Annotated in this window: 17 protein-coding genes and 1 other RNA gene; 12 read left to right on the top strand and 6 right to left on the bottom strand. The window is 60.8% G+C overall.

Translation table 11 applies throughout. The features are described from left to right. Both cyoC and cyoD read left to right on the top strand, forming a co-directional pair. Window positions 1-540: cytochrome o ubiquinol oxidase subunit III (gene cyoC / locus VL598_RS07315; protein ID WP_325326037.1), on the top strand; the 540-nt coding region annotated here is incomplete at its 5' end. Beyond that, window positions 541-873 (top strand): cytochrome o ubiquinol oxidase subunit IV, encoded by a 333-nt coding sequence (gene cyoD, locus VL598_RS07310; protein ID WP_325326036.1) that lies wholly within the window; start codon window positions 541-543, stop codon window positions 871-873. Between the two features lie 293 nt (window positions 874-1,166). Here the strand turns inward: cyoD and VL598_RS07305 are convergent, their stop codons facing one another. Further along, window positions 1,167-2,102 (bottom strand): SMP-30/gluconolactonase/LRE family protein, encoded by a 936-nt coding sequence (locus tag VL598_RS07305; RefSeq protein WP_325326035.1) that lies wholly within the window; start codon window positions 2,100-2,102, stop codon window positions 1,167-1,169. A 49-nt stretch (window positions 2,103-2,151) separates the two neighbouring features. Beyond that, window positions 2,152-3,006 carry an SDR family NAD(P)-dependent oxidoreductase gene (locus tag VL598_RS07300; protein ID WP_325326034.1) on the bottom strand — a complete coding sequence of 285 codons (855 nt, stop codon included), beginning with the start codon at window positions 3,004-3,006 and terminating at the stop codon, window positions 2,152-2,154. Between the two features lie 308 nt (window positions 3,007-3,314). Here VL598_RS07300 and VL598_RS07295 point away from each other — a divergent pair, with 308 nt between their 5' ends. The 4 genes from VL598_RS07295 (at window position 3,315) to VL598_RS07280 (ending at window position 8,452) form a co-directional block, all read left to right on the top strand. After that, window positions 3,315-3,635 carry a DUF2946 domain-containing protein gene (locus tag VL598_RS07295; protein WP_325326033.1) on the top strand — a complete coding sequence of 107 codons (321 nt, stop codon included), beginning with the start codon at window positions 3,315-3,317 and terminating at the stop codon, window positions 3,633-3,635. 80 nt (window positions 3,636-3,715) lie between these two features. Further along, window positions 3,716-6,052 (top strand): TonB-dependent receptor, encoded by a 2,337-nt coding sequence (locus tag VL598_RS07290; protein WP_414718672.1) that lies wholly within the window; start codon window positions 3,716-3,718, stop codon window positions 6,050-6,052. A 304-nt stretch (window positions 6,053-6,356) separates the two neighbouring features. Further along, complete coding sequence (locus VL598_RS07285; RefSeq protein ID WP_325326031.1) at window positions 6,357-7,094, top strand: hypothetical protein; 738 nt, start codon at window positions 6,357-6,359, stop codon at window positions 7,092-7,094. A 185-nt stretch (window positions 7,095-7,279) separates the two neighbouring features. Beyond that, window positions 7,280-8,452 carry a pyridoxal phosphate-dependent aminotransferase gene (locus VL598_RS07280; RefSeq protein ID WP_325326030.1) on the top strand — a complete coding sequence of 391 codons (1,173 nt, stop codon included), beginning with the start codon at window positions 7,280-7,282 and terminating at the stop codon, window positions 8,450-8,452. Window positions 8,453-8,733: 281 nt separating this feature from the next. Here the strand turns inward: VL598_RS07280 and ssrA are convergent. From ssrA to ompA, 4 genes are all read right to left on the bottom strand, one after another. Next, window positions 8,734-9,092, bottom strand: a transfer-messenger RNA (tmRNA) gene (gene ssrA, locus VL598_RS07275). 233 nt (window positions 9,093-9,325) lie between these two features. Beyond that, window positions 9,326-10,042, bottom strand: a complete 717-nt coding sequence (locus VL598_RS07270) for an HAD-IA family hydrolase (RefSeq protein ID WP_325326029.1) — start codon at window positions 10,040-10,042, stop codon at window positions 9,326-9,328. Window positions 10,043-10,099: 57 nt separating this feature from the next. Then, a complete protein-coding gene (gene ubiG / locus VL598_RS07265) occupies window positions 10,100-10,798 on the bottom strand; it encodes a bifunctional 2-polyprenyl-6-hydroxyphenol methylase/3-demethylubiquinol 3-O-methyltransferase UbiG (RefSeq protein ID WP_325326028.1) in 699 nt (232 codons plus the stop codon). Between the two features lie 217 nt (window positions 10,799-11,015). Further along, window positions 11,016-11,696 carry an outer membrane protein OmpA gene (gene ompA / locus VL598_RS07260; RefSeq protein WP_325326027.1) on the bottom strand — a complete coding sequence of 227 codons (681 nt, stop codon included), beginning with the start codon at window positions 11,694-11,696 and terminating at the stop codon, window positions 11,016-11,018. 585 nt (window positions 11,697-12,281) lie between these two features. Here ompA and gyrA point away from each other — a divergent pair. The 6 genes from gyrA (at window position 12,282) to VL598_RS07230 (ending at window position 20,344) form a co-directional block, all read left to right on the top strand. Beyond that, on the top strand, window positions 12,282-14,894 hold the full coding sequence (gyrA, locus tag VL598_RS07255; RefSeq protein WP_325326026.1) for a DNA gyrase subunit A: 2,613 nt from the start codon (window positions 12,282-12,284) through the stop codon (window positions 14,892-14,894). Window positions 14,895-15,028: 134 nt separating this feature from the next. Further along, window positions 15,029-15,631: a DUF2059 domain-containing protein gene (locus tag VL598_RS07250; RefSeq protein WP_325326025.1), complete on the top strand. Its 603-nt coding sequence runs from the start codon at window positions 15,029-15,031 to the stop codon at window positions 15,629-15,631. A gap of 282 nt (window positions 15,632-15,913) precedes the next feature. Continuing rightward, window positions 15,914-16,996 (top strand): 3-phosphoserine/phosphohydroxythreonine transaminase, encoded by a 1,083-nt coding sequence (gene serC, locus VL598_RS07245; protein WP_325326024.1) that lies wholly within the window; start codon window positions 15,914-15,916, stop codon window positions 16,994-16,996. 116 nt (window positions 16,997-17,112) lie between these two features. Then, entirely contained in the window at window positions 17,113-18,195 is a 1,083-nt protein-coding gene (gene pheA, locus VL598_RS07240) for a prephenate dehydratase (RefSeq protein WP_325326023.1), read from the top strand. Window positions 18,196-18,274: 79 nt separating this feature from the next. Further along, window positions 18,275-19,387, top strand: a complete 1,113-nt coding sequence (hisC, locus tag VL598_RS07235; RefSeq protein ID WP_325326022.1) for a histidinol-phosphate transaminase — start codon at window positions 18,275-18,277, stop codon at window positions 19,385-19,387. Window positions 19,388-19,393: 6 nt separating this feature from the next. After that, window positions 19,394-20,344, top strand: coding sequence for a prephenate dehydrogenase (locus VL598_RS07230; protein WP_325326021.1), 951 nt, complete (start codon window positions 19,394-19,396; stop codon window positions 20,342-20,344). Window position 20,345: the final 1 nt, after the last annotated feature.

The following is a 20,345-nucleotide window of genomic DNA, read 5'->3' as shown; positions in this document are numbered from 1 at the left end:
TTCGGCTTCTGGCTGTACTTGATGACGGATTGCATCATCTTCGGCACGCTCTTCGCCGTATTCGCGGTGATGGCACACCAGTTCGCGGGTGGGCCGACGGCGAAGGAGCTGTTCGATATCCAGGGCGTGGCGCTCGAGACGGCCGCACTGCTCTTGAGCAGTATCACGTATGGCTTCGCGATGATCGGTGCGCACCGCCAGCAGCGTGGTGCGGTGTTCGGCTGGCTGGCTGTGACGTTCGTGCTCGGCGCGGCGTTTCTCGGCATGGAGCTGCATGAGTTCTCGCATCTGATCGCAGAGGGCGCGGGGCCAGGCCGCAGCGCGTTCTTGTCGTCGTTCTTCACGCTGGTCGGTACGCACGGCTTGCACGTGACGCTCGGCTTGGTGTGGATGGTGATTCTGGTCGTGCAGATGATGAGCCGACCCACGCTGACCGAGCGCGATATCCGGCGCCTGACGTGTTTGAGCCTTTTCTGGCACTTCCTCGACATCGTCTGGATTTGCGTGTTTTCCTTTGTCTATCTCGCGAACGTCATCTAAATGTCCCAATCGCATCTTTCTCATGGCGACGAGGCGCACGGCAGTGTGGGCGGCTATGTCGTGGGGTTCATCCTCTCGGTGGTGCTGACGGCGGCATCGTTCGGGCTTGTCATGGCCCACATGCTGTCGCCCCAAGCGGCGCTCATCTCGCTTGCGGCACTTGCGGTCGTGCAGATCGTGGTTCATCTGATCTACTTCCTGCATATGAACAACTCGTCGAGTCAGCGCTGGAATGTGCTCGCGTTCGTGTACACCGTAGTGACCGTAGTCATTGTGATCGTCGGCTCGCTGTGGATCATGCATAACGTCAGCATGAACATGATGTCGCGCTAAGCACTTTGCTTGGCTCGATGCCGTCAGCGGGCGGCAGGCAATGTGCCTGCCGCCCGTTTTTTTATGCCTCTAATTCGGCTGACGGGGTGTGGCGAGCCGGCGCACGGGGGCATCGGCCCGGAGCGCGTTGACTTGAAACAAGAAGACCCTGAAGGGGTAGATCGTTGCCTCAGAAATGAGGTGACCTGATTGACCGAAGAGCACCTGCGTATTCGCGGCGAGGGACACCGCCCACCGCCCGTCTGGGCGGCGTCAGCGGTAAGCAACCGATTTGGCTCGCAGGGCAGCTACGCTTAACGCGCTACGGCTGCTGTGGTATCGACATACAACGCGTAGAGTGACTGACCGGCAGCCATGAACAGCCGGTTGTACGCTGCGCCGCCAAAGCAAAGGTTCGCACAGCGTTCGGGGAGGGCGATTCGCCCGATGGCATCGCCGTCTGGCGCGAATACCATCACCCCGTTGAGATCGGGGCCGGTGCCCCAGCCGGCCCACAGATTGCCGTCGGCGTCGCACCGAAAGCCGTCGGGTGCGCCGCGCTCACCCGCATCCACAAACACGCGAGCGTTGGCGAGGCGTTGCCCGTCGACGACGTCATACACGCGAATACGCCGCGGCCTCGATCCCGATTCCACGATGTAGAGGCGCGCTTCGTCGGGCGAGAAGCAGATGCCGTTGGGGTTGATGATGTCGTCGGCGACGATCTGCGCGCGACCGGTTGCCGGATCGAGTCGATAGACGTGGGTCGGCAGCTCCGCCTCGGCCTTGACGCCTTCGTAGTTGTTCGAGATGCCAAACACAGGATCGGTGAACCAGATGCTGTCGTCACTTTTGACGACGACATCGTTCGGTGAATTCAACCGTTTGCCTTCGAAGCGGTCGATGAGCACGGTCAACGAACCGTTGTACTCCGTGCGAGTCACGCGCCGATTGCCATGCTCACAAGTGATGAGCCGCCCTTGGCGATCCCGCGTGTTCCCGTTTGCGTAGCCCGATGGCTTGCGGAACACCGAGACCGCACCCGTCTCCTCGTCCCATCGCATGATGCGGTTGTTCGGAATGTCGCTCCACAGCAGAAAGCGACCGTCACCGAACCAGACAGGCCCTTCACCGAAGCGCATACCGGTGGCGAGCCGTTCAACCGCGGCACTCGTGAGCCGATACTTGGCAAAGCGCGGATCGAGCACTTCGATCGCCGGGTCAGGGTAGGTCTCGCTCGGTTGCCACATGGTGCGGTGTCGTTGGGTGTGCCTGTCTGTGCCTGTGCATCGAAAGCCGTCAGCGCGGCTCTTTGATGAAGTCTGCGAACGCCGCTGCGTGATCGGGATGCCAGCGCGACAGCGCAGGGCGATTCTCGACGATATCGCCCGCGGCCCACAGAATGCGGCGCTCATCGAGCGAGCGAGTCACGTCGTTGTCTGGGCAGAGGATGTAGAAATCGCCCGTATCGAGTCGCTCGAACATGAAATCGACCGTTTGCTCCGCCGTCCATGCCGCGGCAGGTTTTTCGGTGCGTTCGTTACGCGTCAGCTCAGTGAATACGAAACCGGGGATCAGCAGATGAGCGGTAATGGAACAGCCGGTGGTATTGCGCAATTCGTGCTGGAGCGCCTCTGTGAAAGCTTTAAGCGCAGCCTTCGAGACGTTGTAGGCGGGGTCTCCCGGCGGCGTCGTGATGCCTTGCTTCGATCCGGAGTTGATCACGAGTCCTGGCCGGCCGCGCTTGATCATCTCGGGCACGAAGATCTGCGTGCCGTGGATCACGCCCCACAGATTGACATCGAGCACGCGTGTCCAGTTTTCGGCCGGACCGAACATGCCACTGCCGGGCTGAACGCCGGCATTGTTCATCAACACATCCACACCGCCGAACCGCTCGACGACAGCCGTGTGCAGACGGCGCACGTCGTCAGCGACGCTGACATCGGTTTCCAATCCGAAGACGTAGTCTTTGCCGTGTGCGCTGAGCTTGGCGATTTCATCGACTGCCTGCGCGAGACGATCGGCGCCGAGGTCGGCAATGCACACGCGCAATCCGAGCTGAGCAAACCGCTTTGCCGCAGCGAGGCCGATGCCGGCCGCGCCGCCAGTGATGACGGCGACGGCATCCGGGGTAAGGGCGGGATGAGTCATCGAGCGAATCCTTGTTCGTGGTGGGATCAGAGCGTCAATGCGGCGATCCCGAACTGTTCTAGCGAAGAGCGGCCGATGCTAGCACGAGTGCGTTTTTGCCGTTGTCGAGCTGCTCGTTGGCTCTCGGCGGATGCGTCTGGGTTCCAGCAAGTAGTCCCCGGATAGGGCGAAAAAATTGGCAGATGTCTTACATCTGTATGACGAGTCGACCGATCAATCTTACGAAATGTTAGACTGTGCGACGCAATTAAGTCTGCTCGCCTATGACGCCTCACGCCCGCAAACACTTCACCACATGGCTTAGCTTGATGGCTATGTGGCTTGTTGTTTTTGCGCCGGTCATCAGTCAGCTGGTCGTCTCAGTAGGCGCGGAGCAACCTGTCGCGCCGCTTTGCACCGTCGAGCACGCGGCTCAAGCGTCGGATCATCAGGCCACTGCGGATTCGATGGCCGCTTGCGGCTACTGTGACCTGCTGGCCACACACACGGTGGTTGCCTCCGTCCCGCCCGTGGGGCTGGAAAGGCCGATGCTGATAGCGTTTGCCGCCACACCCGCATTCTTCACTAGCTTCACGCCGCTTGGCGCATTCGCTTCTGGCCGCCCTCGAGCGCCGCCTTTCGTTTCCTGATCGCAATTGCTTCCGGCCGCATCGATAGACGTGCATCGAACGTCTATCGCGGTTGCTCGTCCACTGATCGGGAAACTCTCATGCTTCACTTCGCTTCGCGAGGCAGGCGTTCTTGCGCGTGCACAAACGCATCGTATGTCGCGTTCGGCTTGTTGCTGCTTCTTTCATTCCTGCCATTGACGGCTCTCGCGGAGAGTTCGTCGGCCCATGTCGTGCTGCCGACGGTCATGGTCAACGGCGGCACGGGCTCAGTCTTGGCCGCGGCCACCGACCCTAATCTTCCCGCGACGATGGAAACAGTCACCCGCAGCCAGTTTGAGAACTGGAATTTCATCAACACGGAGGACGCGCTCAAATACCTGCCAAACCTTGCGATTCGCAAACGCTTCGTCGGCGATCCGAACTCCCTCATCGCGGTGCGCGGAACAAGCAATACTCAAAGCGCTCGGGGACTCGTGTATGCGGACGGTCTGCTGCTCAGCAACTTGCTCGGCAATAACTGGTATTTTCCGCCCCGCTGGTCGATGTTGCTGCCCAACGAGATCCAGCAAGTGAACGTGATCTACGGTCCGTTCTCGGCACTGTACCCGGGCAATGCAATGGGCGCGACAGTTCTTATCGCCACGCGCATGCCGGCGAAGTTCGAGGCGAATGCGGACGTCAAAGCGTTCACACAACACTTCGATTTGTTCGGGGTTAATCGCAGCTTCAATGGCGGCGAGGCGAGCGCATCGATCGGCAATAAGCTAGGCAGGTTTTCGTTTCGGCTTGGCGTCAATCACCTTGATAACACCAGTCAGCCCTTGCAGTTCGCGACGTTGGCAAAGTCGGCCGTGCCCGCCAAGATTGGCGACACGCGGGTTACAGGAGCCTACTTTTACAACAGCCAATCCAATGCACCGACTGCAGTGCTAGGTGTCAACGGCGAAGGCATTCAACACACGGTGCAGGACCAGATCAAACTGAAGATGCAGTACGACTTCACCTCGAATTGGCGAGGCGCTTTCACGCTCGGCTATTGGCATCAAATTTACGACAATCAGACCTCGACCTTTTTGCACGACGCCGACGGCAAGCCGGTCTATAGCGGTAGCGTCAACCTGGGCGGCAACGAGTACATCATTCCGGCGGCTGCATTGGCACCGAGTCGCGGCTACAGCGAAAACTGGCTCTATGGCCTTTCGTTGAAAACGCGCTATGCGACAGGCTGGAATGCCGAGGCGATCGCGTCCTACTACGACGTTGGCCAAAGTGTCGCTCGCACGGCCAACTCGGGTGTTCCCGGCAATGGGCCGGGCGTTGTGACATACGGCGACGGCACAGGCTGGAGGACGCTGGATGTCAGGACGACGTATACGCCTGCATCCTCCGCGGCGGGTTTTGCGAGCCACGGGCTCGCGCTGGGTTATCACTACGACAACTATTTTCTCAATAACACGACCTACAACGCCGCCAATTGGCGCGGTGGGGCGGCAGGCAGCTTTGCGAATGCGTTCGCCGGCAGGACGCAGACTCAGGCTTTGTATGCGCAAGACGCGTGGCGATTCCTGCCTCGTTGGAAGGTTGTGCTGGGCTTGCGCTATGAAGACTGGAAGGCCTATGCGGGGGCACAGGCGCTGGGTTCGACGCGTGTTGTTCTGCCTGACGCAGATCAGCATCGGTTTTCGCCGAAGGCATCGTTGTCGTTCGATGTGACCCAAACACTGACGCTGCGCGCCTCCATCGCACGGGCCTACCGCTTCCCGACTGTGAGCGAGCTGTTCCAGGGGAAAATCAATGGTTCGTCAATCGTCAGCAACAATCCCAACCTGCAACCGGAGGACGATCTCGCCAAGGAGCTAACAGCGGAATGGGCATTGTCCAAGGGACTGTTTCGCCTGTCGTACTTCGAGGACATGGTCAAAAATTCCATCTTTAGCCAGACCAACACGACAGTAATTCCGAACGTCACGAACTTTCAGAACATCGATAAGGTGCGCTCTCGCGGTGTGGAAATGAGTTACCAGAATGAGGACGTACTGTTAAACGGTCTCGATCTCGTCGCAAGCTTGGCTTATACACAATCGAAGATTCTCGCCAACTCAAAGAATCCAGCCTCTATCGGGAAGTACTTCTATCGGATTCCGTTGTGGCGAGCTGCGCTGGCCGCGACCTATCATATCGACGATCGCGCGGCCGTCACCGTCGCAGGGCGCTACTCGGGTCGCCAATACAACACGTTGACGAATACTGACACCAATCCAGAAGTGTTCGGCGGCACGAGCACGTACGCCGTTGTCGATGCGAAATTCACGTTCAGGCCGACCAAGTTCAGCGAAATTGGCGTCGGTGTCGACAATCTCTTCGATGCGCGCTATTTCGTGTATCACCCTTATCCCGGCCGGACGATCTACGCGCACGGCAAGCTGCAACTTTAGGAAGCTTGTAGAAGGGAGCGCGGCGAATGACTGCGCGGTGAGGGGAATCGCACGAGATTGTCCGCAGCGATGTGCTTGCTCAGATTGCGGATGTAGGCGCCCAGGCCTCATGTCGCGCATCGCCGGGCGCTTGACGACCTGCAACGGTCCGTCAGGTGTATGCAAGGTGGCCAACCTTGACTGCATGAAAAATCGACGGTATTTTTTCTGACGGGGCGTCGCCGCCCTGCGCCGTCTCACAGCAGTTCATTTCGATTCCGTGCCGGCTGTGGAGGCTCGTCGCACGGAAACTCGGACCGAAGCCATGCGTATTTACTTCCAGAACGCGTCTATCCCGACGCGGGCCGCCAATCGGCTCAAATACCGCCTTTCGCTAAAGGAATCCCAGGCGCGACAGGTGACATCCGAAGTCTTCGGCTATAGAGACTGGGCCGATCTCCACAGCGAGCTGGGCAGCAACGTAGCTTCCGCGCTCGACGAGGCATGTGACAGCGCGACAGTAACCGAGAGACGCCTATATCAGGCATCTCAATTGGTCGCATCGTCAGTTGATCTTCACGGTGAATCCGCGGACGACTTTGTCCAATGGTGGCGGCCATCGGCCGCGAATGCGCAAGGAGAGGGCGGGGACCACGCAGAAACGCCGTTTGCCGGCTCAAAGGAAGATCTGAGTTTTCAAGAGGCGCTGAGCACGCTGGCAAAAGCCGTGCACCATCCTGTTGGCGACTTCGAACAAGCGCTCATGGCTGGCATACTTAGAACGGAAAACGAAAGCTCGCTGAAATTTGTAGAATCGATTGCTGATGAGTTGCTAAGCGGCAACCGAAACCGAGAACCGGAAGTGGCTCGTCACCTCCTCGAGGCTTTGGCCTCGCGAGGGCTGCCCCGGTCAATACTTAACCTTGCGACGAGTTTGACGCTTGGCGATGGTGGGCCGAAAGACGAGAAGCGAGCCACGGACTTGCTTGAGCAGTTGATTGACTCTGCTTCAACCCCCGATGATCTGAAGCGAATTGCCGAATCACGCCTAGGCACCGCCTAAGCACTTGGCACCCCGCAGAAACCGAGCACGTCAATAACTTTGCGGCTGTCGGAGCGGGCCGCGCAGACGCGCGGCGGCATACCCGCTGCATTCAACGCCGGGGTTTGCTGCTTCTTGTCCGAATGATCACGGCGATGCAGGCGCGCTACGATGTGTGCGTTCCGATCACATCCGCGGGAGCCCAAATGTCCGACCTCGGCAACGCCCTTCGCACGAATTCCCGGGAGTGGCGCGGAAGATTTCCTTACAACGAGATCATTTCACTCCTTGACGTGAATCGACCGTTCAATCTGGCGGAGAGCACGTCGCAAGATCTGACAGTCGGCGACCTCCTGGATCTCGTTGGTCTTGAGAATATTCGCGACCTGAAGCTCGGCTATGGCAAATCCGCGGGCTCGGTCGCGCTTCGTGAGGCAATTGCAGACGCCTGCAATGTTCCAGCCGACTGGATTATCACGACGCAAGGCACGGCGCTCGGACTCTTTCTGCTCGCGTTCGAAGTCTGCCGGCCCGGCGACGAGGCAGTCCTCGCGACACCGTGCTTTCCGCCAAGCCGTGACTGTCTAGTTGGAGCCGGCGTCAGTGTCCGCGAGATCAAGTTGTCGTTCGATGACGGCTTTCGGCTGGACCTGGACCAAATCGAGGCGAGCCTTTCGATGAAAACCAGGCTCGTGAGTCTTGCTTCGCCACAAAACCCAAGCGGTGTTCAGACGTCTCGCGCTGATATCGAGAAGCTTCTTGTCTTGATGGAGGGGCGGTCTCCGGAAGCGATGCTGTTCATCGACGAGACGTATCGAGAGGCCGTCTACGGCGACGATGTCGTGGCCGACAGTTTCGCGGGGCTCGACTCCCGTATTGTCACCGGCGCGTCGGTATCAAAGGCGCTCGGCGCGCCGGGCTTGCGGACAGGTTGGCTCACGGTGGCTGACGCCGACCTTCGGTCGCGACTAGCCGTCGCCAAGATGAACACCGTAATCTCGGGTTCGGTCCTCGACGAGACGCTCGCCACAGCGTTGCTGCGCCACAAGGAAAGCGTGCTCGCACCGCGACGCCGTTTGCTCTCTGACGCCCTCGAGGAACTGGCGAATTGGTGCGAGGGCGAACGCAAGCGCGTCGAATGGGTGCGGCCGAATGCCGGTGCATTGTGTTGCCTGCGCCTACGTTCTGACGTATTCGAAGATGTCGCTGTCGCGCGCTTCTGGAATCTGTTGCCTCATCATGACTTGCAATTGGCGTCCGGATCCTGGTTTGGCGAAAGCGATCGTATATTCCGCCTCGGCTTTGGCTATCTACCGCCTACCCGTCTCGGACCCGCATTGTCCGCTCTTTCGGCGACCCTGAACGCGGCTGCCGCGTGACGGGCTGGGAGCATCGCAATGAAACTTGTTCGATTTTGTCTGCTTGGGGAAGCGTGGCCAGTGCATGAAGGTGCGCGGTGCCCCTTGTGGACTTGGGTCGGACGGGGAGAACACGGCTCGAGAGAGAAGTGGGGCGGAGAGACCAGGAAGTGGCTTGAAGCGGGCAACTCTGCCGACCGGCGCAGTCCGCGGGAGTTTGCGGAGCCCCCGGCAGTTGCGGGAGCCAGAGCGATCGGGCAATAAAAAAACCCCAACCAATCAGCGGTTGGGGTTTGCGATATTGGTGGAGCCGGCGGGAATCGAACCCGCGTCCGCACATAGTCCGCAGCCAGTTCTACATACTTAGTCCTGTCATTTGATTTAACCGCACCGACGCGGACGAACACGCTTCGTTACGGCGAGCCACTAGGTTTTTGTCCCTGGCGCCGTGACATCACCAAGGCTTAGCTGACGTGAATGACCTCGCTGGTCTTGCGACCCTAGCCCGTCAGCGAGCCAGTGCGAGGTTGACGGGGGTTAAGCCGCCAATGCGAACGTTTCGTCGTTTGCAGTTACTTAAGTTCCCATTGATTTACGAGGTGACGGGTCCTCGGTATGCCCTGAACTACTTCATTATCTACGTCGAAACCAGGTCGGCCCCAGTTGAAGGAGAGATTATCCCACAGAACACAAGTTGGTTGCGGTTGCTTGCAAATTCAAGTGCGCTCGAGCGCACTCGCGACCAAGCCCGACGACGTCGGGTGGGCGGGGCGTACCACAAAGAGGGCGCAGCGCGTGGGTGGCCGCTATCGCCCTTGCACGCGAATAACGTCGCAGCACTTTCGAACTGCCGGCGGATGGCGCCCACAATCGCAAGCGCTATGCCTCAGCTATTTAGCCATTCAATTGGCTCAAAAGCCGTTGTAGCTGGCCCGGTGAGTCGACAACATGCTGCGCATGCCACATGGTTGGAGGCAGATCGAGGCCGCAGTACCCATACGCGGCCGCAACCGTCACCATGCCAGCGGCAAAACCCGCCTGTACGTCCCGCAGATCGTCGCCAATATAGGCGATGACTTCAGGCTGCAGCGCCAGTTCGTTAGCGGCGTGAAGCAGCGGGGCGGGATGCGGCTTCGCGTGTGGCGTCGTATCGCCGCTCACGACACACCGTGCGCGCTCAGCCAATCCCAGCTGCTCGACGAGCGGCATGGTGAGCCGACCAATCTTGTTCGTGACGATGCCCCAGCGAATCCCGCGCTCGTCGAGTCCGTCGAGCAGCTCGCCTATGCCTGAGAACAGCGTCGTTTCTACGCAGATGTCGGCCTCGTAGTTGGCGAGAAACTCGTCGCGCATCGACGCGTAATCACGATGTTCTGGCCCTACACCAAAAGCGCCGCCGATGAGACCACGCGCGCCGGCCGACGCAAGCGGTCTCAGCTGCTCGTACGGCAGCATATCGAGGCCGCGATCGGTACGCATCTTGTTGGCGGCGGCTACGAGGTCCGGGGCGGTATCGGCCAGTGTGCCGTCGAAATCGAACAGCACGGCGCGGCACAGATCGATTGAGCCGGTGCCGATACGCGGCTCCGGTTGAGGGCTCGGTTGGTTCATGCAAAAACAGGGTTAAATGTAGGCGTCGGCTTGACGACGTGGGGTCAAGCCGCAACTTTAACTGTCAGCCCGGCAGGCAAAAAGATAATTGACGCTCGTATCGCTGGAGAGCGCGAAGTGCTTGCTAAGCGGCCGGTAGGTGACGCCTTTGATGTCGGCCCCGCGCAATCCGGCAGCGCGCGCAAACGCGGCGAGTTCGGACGGGCGAAGGAACCGCGCATAGTCGTGCGTGCCCTTCGGCAGCATCTTGGCGATGTATTCCGCACCGATTACGGCAAAAAGATACGACTTGACGTTGCGATTGAGCGTCGAGAAGAAGATCCAGCCGCCTGGCTTCACGAGAGTCGCGCATGCCTTCACGATGGCGCTCGGATCAGGCACGTGCTCGAGCATCTCCATGCACGTAACGACGTCGTACTGGGCCGGTTCGCGTGCTGCCAGCGCCTCCGCGGCGATTTCCTCGTATTCGACGGTGACGCCGCTTTCCAGGCTGTGCAGGTCGGCTACGCCCAGCGCCTCCGAAGAAAGATCGATGCCCTTCACCTGGGCGCCGAGGCCGGCCATGGATTCGGAAAGGATGCCGCCGCCGCAGCCGATGTCGAGCACCCGTTTGCCGGCTAGATGCGCATGGGCGTCGATCCAGCCAAGGCGTACGGGGTTCAGTTCATGTAGCGGCTTGAATTCTGCATTGGGATCCCACCAACGATGTGCAAGGTCGCTGAATTTCTGAAGCTCGTGGGGATCAACGTTGGTCATAAGTCGGGAGAAAGTCGAGGGGCCGCGAGTTCAGGCTCGAGTATATCGAGGCTCTGGCGCCGGCAAAAGCGAGGAGGCGCGCAAAGCAGGGCGGTCCGATACGTTAATGCTCGGCACGTGCAAGTTGAAGCGTAGCCGTAATCGACTCGCGCGCCAGCAGAAAAAAACCCCGCCGAGGCGGGGTTTCGTAGGCAGCGCGAGTGCCGCGCTTTGCTGATTACTGCTGCGGCTGCCCTTGCTGAACCTGCTTCGAACCGACGATTTCCACTTCCACGCGACGGTTCGGCTGCAGACAGTCGATGAGCGCCTTGCGGTTCTTCTGACGGCATTCGCTATCCGGCTTGACCGGGTTACGGCTGCCCTTGCCTTCCGTGTAAACCTTGTTCGCCGGAACGCCCTTGCTCACCAGATACGACTTGACAGCTTGCGCACGGCGCAGCGACAGACGATCGTTGTACGAGGCGGAACCGATACGGTCCGTATAGCCCGTGGCAACAGCCACTTCGAGGTTCATGCCCTCGAGCTGGTTGGCCATATCGTCCAGCTTTGCCTTGCCTTCCGGCTTCAGCACAGCCTTGTCGAAATCGAAGAGCGTATCGGCCGAGAGGGTGATCTTCTGGCTCGTGATGACCGGAGCCGGTGCAACAGGTGCCGGAGCCGGCGGCGTCGGAGCTTGCGCAACGAGAGCGCCGTCGCACTTGGCGTTCGCCGTTGCCGGCGTCCAGAAACCATCGCGCCAGCAAAGCTCGTTCGTGCCGTTCATCCACACGTATTCGCCAGTGCCGTTGACCCAGTTGTCATTCGTAGCTTGTCGCGACGCCGGCACGGACTGTGCGAAGGCGGATGCAGCCATCCCTGCGGTAGCTGCAATGAACGCGAGCTTTGAAAGCTTATTCATATTTCTCCTCTCGAATTTGAGTTTACCGCAGGTTTACTGCGAGCTTGGATGACAAAGACAAGTCATACATTGCTCGAAGTATATCATTGGTGCGTTGCCACAACGCGCAGCCATAGAGACACTTCGAGCCGTGTCTAACGAAGTGTGTTGGCATTTTGCCATATCGTTCCCTTCTTACGAAAAAAAAGTCCCCTTGCGCTCGGACGCCGACTATGAATGTGGCGAAGCAGCAACAACAAGCGGGACGGGCCTCCGCGGGCCGGTGGCCTCGCATCGAGCGTACCTGCCGGCGAGGAAAAAACGCCTCGAAAACCTTGGATCGTGCAAGCAAGAATTTCCGTTTCGTCCCTCAGGCTTTTAGGGCGCGATGGTGCTGGCTCAAGGGCTCCGGACGCTGCCTCGGTGGGGGGTACGTACCCGTCGCGGGCGCCCGTGGCCGGCGTGTTAGAATCATTGGATGCCCGGCGCTTGCGCGGGCCGGGCGGAATGGAACCGGCCGATCAGCTGCGGGGGGTACGGCAACGAGCGAACGGCGACGAGCGGTTCGAGTTCGGGTTCGTTTTCGCCTGAAAAAGATAGAGATAAATGGATCAATTCGCCAAAGAGACTCTGCCCATCTCCCTCGAGGAGGAAATGCGCCGCTCGTACATCGAGTACGCGATGAGCGTTATCGTGGGGCGCGCCCTTCCCGACGTCCGCGACGGCTTAAAGCCGGTGCATCGGCGCGTGCTCTACGCGATGCACGAGCTCAACAACGACTGGAACCGCGCCTACAAGAAATCGGCGCGTATCGTGGGCGACGTCATCGGTAAATACCATCCGCACGGCGATCAGGCTGTCTACGACACCATCGTGCGCATGGCGCAACATTTTTCGCTGCGTTACATGCTGGTCGACGGACAGGGCAATTTCGGCTCGATCGACGGCGACAATGCCGCCGCGATGCGCTACACCGAAATTCGCATGGCGAAGATCGGTCACGAGCTTCTGGTCGACATCGACAAGGAAACTGTCGACTTCGGACCGAACTACGACGGTAGCGAAAGCGAGCCGTTGATCCTGCCCGCGCGTGCACCGAATCTGCTGATCAACGGTTCGTCGGGCATCGCCGTCGGCATGGCGACGAACATACCGCCGCACAATCTCAACGAAGTTGTGGATGCTTGCCAGCATCTGCTGAGGAATCCGCAGGCGGGCATCGACGAGCTCATTGAAATCCTGCCGGCGCCGGATTTTCCGACGGGCGGCATCATCTACGGCGTTGCCGGCGTGCGCGACGGCTACCGTACGGGTCGCGGGCGTGTAGTGATGCGCGCGCAGACGCATTTCGAAGAGATCGATCGCGGTCAGCGCATGGCGATCATCGTCGACGAGCTGCCGTATCAGGTCAACAAGCGTTCATTGCTCGAGCGCATCGCTGAGCTCGTCAACGAGAAGAAGCTGGAAGGCATCTCCGATATTCGTGACGAGTCGGACAAGAGTGGCATGCGCGTCGTCATCGAGCTGAAGCGCGGTGAGGTGCCCGAGGTCGTCCTCAACAATCTCTACAAGACGACGCAGCTCCAGGATACGTTCGGCATCAACCTCGTTGCGCTGGTCGACGGCCAGCCGAAGCTGCTCAATTTGCGGGAGATGCTCGACGCGTTCCTGTCGCATCGGCGCGAAGTGCTGACGCGGCGCACCGTCTACGAGCTGCGCAAGGCGCGCGAGCGTGGACACGTGCTCGAAGGGCTCGCCGTGGCGCTCGCGAACATCGACGAGTTCATCGGCATCATCAAAGCCGCACCGACGCCGCCGATCGCGAAGCAGGAGCTTATGGCGCGGCCGTGGGATTCGTCGCTCGTACGTGAAATGCTCTCGCGCGCCGAAGCTGAGAACGCTGCGGCAGGCGGGCGCGAGGCTTATCGGCCCGAGGGGCTGAATCCGGCGTTCGGCATGCAAGTCGACGGGCTCTACAAGCTCTCGGACACGCAGGCGCAAGAAATTCTGCAAATGCGCCTGCAACGGCTTACCGGCCTCGAGCAGGACAAGATCATCGGCGAGTACCGCGAGGTGATGGCGCAGATCGCCGATCTGCTCGACATCCTCGCGCGGCCTGAGCGCATCACGACGATCATCGGCGACGAGCTCACCGCGGTGAAAGCCGAGTTCGGCGATGCGCGGCGTTCGAAGATCGAGCTGAACGCGACGGAGCTCAACACTGAGGACCTCATCACCCCGCAGGACATGGTGGTCACCATGTCGCATACGGGCTACGTGAAGTCGCAGCCGCTGTCCGAATACCGGGCGCAAAAGCGAGGCGGCCGCGGCAAGCAAGCCACGCAGATGAAGGACGACGATTGGATCGACACGCTCTTCATCGCGAACACGCACGACCACATCCTGTGCTTCTCAAACCGCGGGCGCGTCTATTGGGTGAAGGTCTACGAGGTGCCGCAAGGCTCGCGCAACGCGCGCGGGCGGCCCATCGTCAACATGTTCCCGCTGCAAGAAGGCGAGAAGATCAACGTCGTGCTGCCGGTGAAGGAGTTTTCGGCTGATAAATTCGTCTTCCTGGCAACGTCGCTTGGCACCGTCAAGAAGACGTCGCTGGAAGCTTTCAGCAGACCATTGCGCAAAGGTATCATCGCCATCGGCCTCGACGAGGGCGATTACCTCATCGGAGCGGCGATCACGGACGGCGAGCATGACGTCATGCTGTTCTCCGACGCAGGGAAGGCGGTTCGCTTTGACGAAAACGATGTGCGCCCGATGGGGCGTGAGGCCCGCGGCGTGCGCGGCATGCAGCTCGAAGAGGGGCAGCAAGTCATCGCGATGCTGGTTGCCGGCAGCGAGACGCAATCGGTGCTGACGGCGACCGAAAACGGCTTCGGCAAACGCACGCCGATTACCGAGTACACGCGGCACGGACGGGGCACTAAGGGGATGATTGCGATCCAGACCTCCGAGCGCAACGGGAAAGTCGTCGCCGCGACGCTTGTCGACACCGAAGACGAGATCATGCTGATCACGACGACGGGCGTGCTGATCCGCACGCGCGTGTCCGAAATCCGTGAAATGGGTCGTGCGACGCAGGGTGTTACACTCATCAGCCTCGATGAAGGGACCAAGCTTTCCGGGCTGCAGAAAATTGCTGAAGCGGAGGGCGAGGCGGACGCGGCTGCGGAAGATGGCAACGGCGACGCTGGCGAAGGCTGATCGATTTCACCGATGACTCGCGCACGTCTCGCGTGCGCGTATTCACGAGGTGAGAAGGTAAAAAAAGCCGCACACGGGGTTGTGTGCCAGGGTGCGCAAGACGAGAAACCGACCTATTTTTTGAGGGAGTGACAATGCAACGACGTTTCAAACTTTGGATTCTGCTGGCTGCCTTCGTTCCGACTTTCGCGATGGCGCAAGCGCTCCAGGATCAAGCTCCGGCGGCACCGGCTATCGCCGCTGATGCGAATGATCCGGCCAAGCAAGCCGCGATCAAGGACCTGTTGGCCGCGATCGATGCGCAAAAGCTCGTGGGCGCAATTGGCAACAGCGCGCAGATGCAGGCTAAGCAGCTCGTGCCAGCGATCCTGTCCGATGCGTTGTCAGAAAACAAGTCGATGACGGACAAGCAAAAGCAGGCTGCCGTGCCGACGCTGCAAAAGAACGCCGTGCCCAAGCTCGTCGATTCCGCTGGTCAGGTGTTCGCGACCGATTCGTTCCGTCAGGATGCGATGCAAGCGCAAGTTGACGCGTACGCGAAGTACTACACGACGCAGGAAATCAAAGACCTGACGACGTTCTACAAGAGCCCGACCGGTCGCAAGTTCATCGAGGTGCAGGACCAAGTCGGCCGTGACGTCGTCAACGGTCTGATGCAGAAGTACATGCCGCAATCGATCAAGGCGACGCGTGACCAGGCCGACAAGGAAGTCGCGGCCATTAAGCCGGCTAAGTAAGCCAGTCAGCGTCCAGGCATCGAGCCGGTCCGAAAACTTTCGGCTTGAAGCTTCGAGTAGTGCGATAATGGCCGTTTGCGCGACATGCGCGAATGGCCATTTTTGTTTTTTGGCCTGCGCAGTGTGGCGTAATAGCTGAATGATTTGAATGGCGGCTAGCTGCGCGCCGAATGGCGGCGGCGAGCGGCTAATGGTGGCCAGCGGGTTGGCCAGCGGCGACCCATGTGGCCGAAGCGGCTGGCTGCCGTGCTCAGGCCTACCACCGACTCCGGGAGTTTCACGATGCGCGTCTTCAACTTCTCTGCCGGCCCCGCGGCATTGCCCGAGGAGGTGTTGCGCCAGGCGGCCGAAGAGATGCTGGATTGGCGTGGCAGCGGCATGAGCGTGATGGAAATGAGCCATCGCGGCCGCGAATTCATGTCGATCCACGAAGAGGCGCTCGTCGATCTGCGCGAGCTGCTCGAAGTGCCGGCGAGCCATCGCATCTTGTTTTTGCAGGGCGGAGGCTTGGCCGAGAACGCGATCGTCCCGATGAATCTGCTGGGCTCGCGCAAGACGGCCGATTTCGTGATCACCGGCTCGTGGTCGCAGAAATCGTTCAAGGAAGCGGCGAAATACTGCACGCCGCACCTTGCGGCGAGCGGCGAGACGCCGGAGGGCTTCACGCACGCGCCGCGACGCGAGACGTGGCAGCTATCGGCCGATCCGGCTTATGTGCATCTGTGCACGAATGAGACGATCCACGGCGTCGAAACGTTCGACATTCCCGATCTCGGCGATATTCCACTTGTCGCCGACGTCTCCTCGCACATCCTGTCCCGGCCACTCGACGTGGCCAAGTTCGGCGTGATGTTCGGCGGCGCACAAAAGAACATTGGTATGGCGGGCGTGACACTCGTCATCGTGCGGGAAGATCTGCTCGAGCGCGCGCTCGCGATCTGCCCGTCGGCATTCGAGTGGAAGACCGTCGCCGCGAACAACTCGATGTTCAACACGCCGCCTACCTACGCGATTTACATCGCCGGGCTGGTATTCAAGTGGCTCAAGCGTCAGGGTGGCTTAAAGGCGATCGAGGCGCGCAATGTCGAGAAGTCGAAGCTGCTTTACGACGCAATCGATGCGAGCGATTTTTATATCAACAAAGTTGAACCTGCTTCGCGTTCGCGGATGAACGTTCCGTTCTTCCTGGCGGACGCGTCTCGTAATGAAGATTTCCTGGCTGGCGCGAAATCGCGCGGGCTAATCCAGCTGAAGGGCCACAAGTCCGTCGGTGGTATGCGGGCGTCGATCTACAACGCGGTGCCGCTCGAAGGCGTGACAGCGCTCGTCGAGTACATGTTGGAATTTGAGAGGCATTGTGCGTAATGTGCGAGACCCGGTGCGCAGCGTGGCGCTTTGCACCGGTATCGATGAGAGATGGGGAGCCGCTGTTGGCCCGGCCGGGCTGACGGCGCGCCGATTTTGATACGGCCGTATCACGCATGGACGACGAACTGAATTCAAGGTTGAAGCCGCTGCGCGATCGCATCGATGCGATTGACGAGCAGCTTATCGCGCTGCTCAATCAGCGTGCCGCGGTCGCGCTCGAGGTGGGCGAGGTCAAGAAGCTGTACAACGCACCCGTGTTTCGCCCCGAACGCGAGCAGCAGGTCATCGCACGGCTCCAGCAGATGAGCGGAGGGCCGCTCGCCAACGATCACATCGGCGCGATCTGGCGCGAAATCATGGCCGCCAGCCGTTCGCTGGAGCGTTCGATCAAAGCGGCCTTTCTTGGCCCCGTCGGCACTTACAGCGAAGAGGCCGTGCACGAGTACTTCGGGCAATCGATCGAGGGGCTGCCGTGTCTGTCGATCGACGAAGTCTTCCGCGCCGTCGAAGCGGGCGGCGCCGACTATGGCGTCGTGCCTGTCGAGAACTCGAGCGAGGGTGCCGTTCCGCGTACGCTCGATTTGCTGCTGCAAACGCAGTTGTCGATCGGCGGCGAGGTGGCGCTGCCGATTCGTCACAATTTGTTGACGCTGAGTGGAAATGCGACGGGCATCACGCGTGTATGCGCGCATGCGCAGGCGCTCGCTCAGTGTCAGCGCTGGCTTGCTGCCCACTTTCCGCACGTCGAGCGGCAAGCCGTGTCGAGTAACGCCGAAGCGGCCCGGATGGCCGCGGCCGATGCGAGTGTCGCCGCAATTGCGGGCACGCGCGCGGCCGAGCGCTATGGGCTGCAGGTCGTTTATCCCGCCATCCAGGACGAGCCGCACAACCGCACGCGGTTTGTGGTCATCGGCCATGCGCCGACTGGCGCAAGCGGCTATGACCTGACTTCGCTGATCGTTTCGGTCAAGAACCAGCCTGGCGCGGTATTCAAGCTGATCGAGCCGCTTGCCAAACACGGTGTGTCGATGACGCGCTTCGAGTCGCGACCCGCCCGCATGGGCGCGTGGGAGTACTACTTCTACATCGACGTCGAAGGCCATCGCGAAGACGCATCCGTTGCCGCCGCGTTGGCGGAACTTGGCAACGCCGCTGCGTTTTTTAAGATTCTGGGCTCGTATCCGCGCTCGCGCTAAACGGAGCGAGCGTCGCGACGCTCGATCGATACATGTTGCAAACCCCACGCAGTTGATCCGCTTTTCGCTGGAGACATTCATGACGATTCAATACGGCCCGTCCTACGTTCGCGAGATTGCCCCCTATGTTGCGGGCAAGCCGATCACGGAAGTCGCGCGCGAGTTCGGCCTCGACGAAGCGCGCATCGTGAAGCTCGCATCGAACGAGAATCCGCTCGGCATGCCCGAGTCGGCGAGGACGGCGATGGCTGCGGCGGTCGCCGAGTTGGGCCGTTATCCCGATTCCAACGCTTTCGAGCTCAAAGCTGCGCTTTGCGCGCGCTACGGCGTGCCGGCGGAGTGGATCACGCTTGGCAACGGCAGCAACGACATTCTGGAATTGGCTGCCCGCGCTTTCGTGGAAAAGGGGCAGTCGATCGCCTATGCGCAGCATTCGTTTGCCGTCTATGCGCTCGCGACACAAGGGCTTGGCGCGCGTGCCATCGTCACCCCCGCCGTCGATTACGGCCACGATCTGGATGCGATGCTGCGCGCGATCGAGAGCGACACACGCCTCATCTTCATCGCGAATCCGAACAATCCGACGGGTACCTTCATTGAAGGAGGTGTGCTCGAGGCGTTTCTGGAGAGGGTGCCCAAGCATGTCGTGGTGGTGCTCGACGAGGCCTATACCGAGTACCTTCCGGTTGAGAAACGCTATGACGTGATCGCGTGGGTGCGCCGTTATCCGAACCTGCTCGTCTCGCGCACGTTTTCGAAGGCCTACGGGCTCGCCGGCCTGCGCATCGGCTTCGCCATTGCGCAGCCGCAGCTGACCGAGCTTCTGAACCGGGTGCGGCAACCGTTCAACGTCAACACGATTGCGCAGGCCGCAGCCGTTGCGGCACTGAGCGATCACGCGTTCCTCGAGAAGAGCGCGGCGCTGAACGTGGCTGGCTATCGCCGCCTTACCGAGGCGTTCGACAAGCTCGGTCTCGAGTACGTGCCCTCGTACGGCAATTTCGTACTCGTGCGCGTCGGCGATGACGATGGCGCCGGCGCGCGCGTGAACCTCGCGCTGCTGAAGTCTGGGGTGATCGTGCGTCCGGTCGGCAACTACGGGTTGCCGCAGTGGCTGCGCGTCACGATCGGCCTGCCCGAGGAAAACGAGGCTTTCATCGCGGCGCTTCAGAAGGCGCTTGCGACGGACTGAGCGGCCGTGGCCACGTTCTGCTTCAAGAAGCTTGTCATCTTCGGCGTCGGGCTGATCGGCGGCTCGCTCGCGCGCGCATTGCGCGAGCGCGGCGAGTCGGCTGCGGGCGGCATCGTCGTCGGGGTTGGCCGGTCGTTGGCATCGGCCGAGCGCGCCCGGCAACTCGGCGTCGTTGACGAAGTGGTGGCGCTCGATGACGACGCTGCGCTGCGCGGCGCGCTGGCCGGCGCGGACCTCGTGCTTATCGCGGCGCCCGTCGCGCAAACCGAACCGCTGCTCGCTCGAATCGCTTCCTTTCTCGACGACTCGACGCTCATCACCGATGCTGGCAGCACGAAATTGGACGTCGTGGCCGCGGCGCGCTCGACGCTCGGCGCGCGCATCGGCCAATTCGTGCCGGGGCATCCGGTGGCGGGGCGGGAATCGAGCGGCGTTGAGGCGGCGCTCGCCGACCTCTACGTCGGCCGCAACGTCGTGCTGTGCCCGCTTCCGGAGAATCGGCCCGCGGACGTCGCGCGCATCGAGGCGCTTTGGTGTGCTGCCGGTGCGGTGGTCAGCACGATGGATGCCGAGCAGCACGATCGCGTGCTTGCCTCGGTGAGCCATCTGCCGCATCTGCTGTCGTTCGCGCTCGTCGAGCAGATTCTCGGCACGCCCGATGCGGCGCTCAAACTTTCGTTTGCCGCCGGCGGCTTTCGCGATTTCACGCGGATTGCGGCGTCGAGCCCTGAAATGTGGCGCGACATCTGCTTGGCGAACCGTACCGCGCTCGTCGCCGAGCTTGACGGCTACCTCACCGTCCTTGCGCAGCTGCGCGCAGCGATCGTGGCCGGCGACGGTGCGGCGTTGGAGGCGGTTTTCGCCCGTTCTCGTGCGGCACGCACGGCCTGGCAGCAGCGTGGCACTGCAGCAGACGCCGAAGGGGCCCACGGGCCGTGCGATCCCGCTCGAACATAAA

It is taken from the genome of Trinickia sp. (assembly GCF_035492435.1).
GTDB lineage: Bacteria > Pseudomonadota > Gammaproteobacteria > Burkholderiales > Burkholderiaceae > Trinickia.
This window is presented reverse-complemented; position numbering and strand designations above follow the sequence as displayed.